The organism is bacterium, assembly GCA_021372515.1.
GTDB lineage: Bacteria > Gemmatimonadota > Glassbacteria > GWA2-58-10 > GWA2-58-10 > JAJFUG01.
Genome location: JAJFUG010000157.1, coordinates 1 through 3,212 on the forward strand (window position 1 = coordinate 1; position 3,212 = coordinate 3,212).

2 protein-coding genes are annotated in these 3,212 nt (G+C 64.1%); both read right to left on the bottom strand.

Annotated features, from left to right (window positions below; genetic code table 11):
- The coding region (locus LLH00_14675; protein MCE5272521.1) for a PQQ-binding-like beta-propeller repeat protein at positions 1–1,503 on the bottom strand (1,503 nt) is incomplete at its 3' end.
- Between the two features lie 126 nt (positions 1,504–1,629).
- Positions 1,630–3,212 (bottom strand): PQQ-binding-like beta-propeller repeat protein (locus tag LLH00_14680; protein ID MCE5272522.1); only part of this gene is annotated, 1,583 nt, incomplete at its 5' end.

The window sequence follows — 3,212 nt, forward strand, 5'->3', positions numbered from 1 at the left end:
CGCACCGCTACGGGTCAGGGCGTACAGGTAGCCGTCCTTCGAGCCGACATACACCGAGCCGTCCACATCCACCGCGGGGGATGAGACCACGGCGCCGCCGGTCTCGTAGCTCCACTTGAGCTGGCCGTTCGGGTAGAGGGCATAGATTTTCTTGTCACCCGAGCCGAAATACAACACCCCGTTACGGTCGGCGGCGGGCGAGGACAGGATCGTTCCACCGGTGTTGAAAGACCACTTTACTTCGTTGTTGAACCCCGGGCCCATGCCGGCGATGAACTTACCGTTCAGGCGGCCGACGAAGAAGACGCCCGCGCTGTCCGTTAGCTGGGCGCTTTTGAGGATATGTGCATCCGCCGCCCGGGCTGGATCGGGCGAGTTGGTGAACAGCAGGAGGCTGACCCCCTCATCGGTGCCGAACCAGACCCTGTCCGCGGATTCGACCAGCACGGCGTTGACCACGTCGCTGGCCAGGCCGTCCGCTGTCCCGTAGCCGGTCCAGGCTGTGCCGTTGTAAACTTTTACTCCGCCGCCGAGGGTGCCGACCCAGAGCTTGCCCTGGTTGTCGAAAGCCATCGACGAGACTTCATTCCAGCGGTCGGCGCCGCCGACCGTGAAATTCTGGCTCTTCAGGGCGCCGTTCTCCAGCTGATGGATGCCCATCACGCCCGCGACCGGGGCGGTGGCGAACCACAGACGGCCCTGAGGACCGACTGTGATGGCGGTAACCGGCGCGCCGGGAGCGGCGGCCTGCGACCATTTCTGCCCGTCATACTTGAGCACGCCCGAGGAGCGGGTCCCGAAATAGGCTCCGCCACTGCGGTCCAGGGCGATGCACGAGGTGTAGCCGTCACCCACCCGCACGGCCTGTTTCCAGGGGGAAAGGCCGCTGCCGGCCAGGGCCGCGCCCAGCCGGGTCGAGCCGTCCAGCAGGAATATCCCGCCGCTGCAGGCCAGCCAGACATTGCCGGCCGCATCGACCGCGATGTCGTTGCAGGCGCCGAAATCCAGGCCCGAGGTTGTGGTATCGTAGGTTTTGGAGCCGTCCTCCGGTATCACCGTGACAGTCCCCTGGGTGGAGGAGAAATCGAACTCATCCAGGTTGTACTTGTATTGTTCGAACTGGGTCACTTTACGGATCGTACGGCCCACGGCCGACCAGACAGTCACTCCGGGTCCGGCGGCCACGGCCCGCGAGACGAGCCGCGGCGAGTCCTGCTTGCCCAGGCTGACAGTGGCCCAGCTCCCGCCACCGACGCTACGGTAGTTGAGCAGCGCGCCCCGGTCCTGGATGTCGCCGGCGCCCGTGTTGAGCGTGGCCTTGTCCAAAACGGCGCACCAGGGGCCCCCAAGTGAATCCAGGGCCAGGTCCAGCACCTGGGCGGTGCCGTACTTGCTGGAGAAATCCTTGTAATTCATGATCTTGACCGCAGCCCAGGCGGGTATGGCCTGGCTCAGGAAACACGCGGCGAGGCAGAGGCTGAACGGTGTCTTTGTGAGTCGCATAGCGGGTCTCCGGAAATGCCTTCAGACATGCCAACGGTCACAAATAAGATGCGGCCGATCGACGAATAACCAGCGCCGCCGGAGCCGGCGTGACACCGGCGGCGCTGTCTTTCTCCAGGAAAGATGCTATTTAAGCAGGATCATCTTCCTGGTCTGGCTGAACGAGCCGGCACTCAGACGGTAGAAATATACACCGCTGGGCAGCTCACGGCCAAGATCATCCCGTCCGTCGAAGAAAGCGAAATGCTTTCCTGGCTCCGCCATCCCGTCCACCAGCTGACGGACCTTCCGTCCGCGGACATCGAACACGCTCAACTGGACAGTCTGGTTCGCACCCTCGGGCACCTCGTAGGCGATGGTGGTGGAGGGGTTGAACGGGTTGGGCGAGTTCTGGGCCAGCGAGAAAGCCTTGGGCAGCGCGGCCCCTGGGGCCAGGCCGTTCAGCATCATCCCGACCGCCTGACGGTCCTCGTCGGAGAGGTCCATCGTGGCCAGGGCCTGCTCGAGCTCCGCCTTGTTCAGGGTGGCCAGGGACTGCAACTCCTCCAGCCCCTTCTGATTTTCCGCGCTGGCCAGGGAGATCGGACTGCCGAGGTTGCAGGTGCCGTCGCGCATGTCCAGCAGGAACCGGATCACGTCCACGAAATTCACCGCGCCGTCGTTGTCCCGGTCCATGCCGAAGGAGTACTGGCCCCTCTGGATGCCCCGGAGCAGCGCTATCGCGTCGAACATGGTCACCGCACCGTCACGGTCGATGTCGCAGGTGGAGTAGACAATCTGGAAGCCGAGGTCGAACTTAGGTATTTCGAGCGAGGTGTTCACGTTGCCGGTGTTGCGGCTGTCGTGACGGAAGCGCGGCCAGCTGGTGTGGCCCTCGAAACCGTGGGTCGGGCTTCCGGAGGTGGTGCCGCCGCCGGGGTTGATCCCGTCGTCCAGGAGCAGCATCGAGCGGCCGGAGACCGCGGTGACAAAAGTGCCGGTGTAGCCCTCGGCGTAACTGCCGTGCTCATCCCCCGAGCCGCCGCTCACCGTGAATCTTATCGCATCTCCCGAACTCATCAGCTCGAAGGCCTGCAGTAACGTGGTGCCCGTAAGCGGGTATTGGCCCTCCGGTATGGAACTGTCGCCATACTGTCTCGCCGCGCCGCAAGTTCCGTCGAAGATATTGCCTTCCATGCTGATCGTGGGCGAACTCCAGACCGGCATCTGGAGCGGATAGCTCCATTTCAGGCTGCCGTCCGGCTGGAAGGCGTAGAAATTCCAGTCGTTGGAGGGCACGTACACGGTGCCGTCCTGGTCGATGGCCGGCGAGGCGATTACCTCTCCGCCGGTGGCGTAGCTCCATTTCAGGCTGCCGTCCGGATTGAGCGCGTACACCGAGAAATCGTTGGAGCCGAAGATGATTTCACCCTGGTAACCGATCACGGCCGAGGAGTAGATACGGTCGCCGGTGCTGTAGCTCCAGAGCAGCTCCCCGTCCCGGCCGAGAGCGTAGAGCTTGCCGTCCAGCGAGCCGACATACACGGTGCCGTCCTGGGCCAGGGCGGGCGAGGCGTAGATCGCCGCGTCGGTCTGGAAACGCCACTTGAGCGCACCGCTACGGGTCAGGGCGTACAGGTAGCCGTCCTTCGAGCCGACATACACCGAGCCGTCCACATCCACCGCGGGGGATGAGACCACGGCGCCGCCGGTCTCGTAGCTCCACTTGA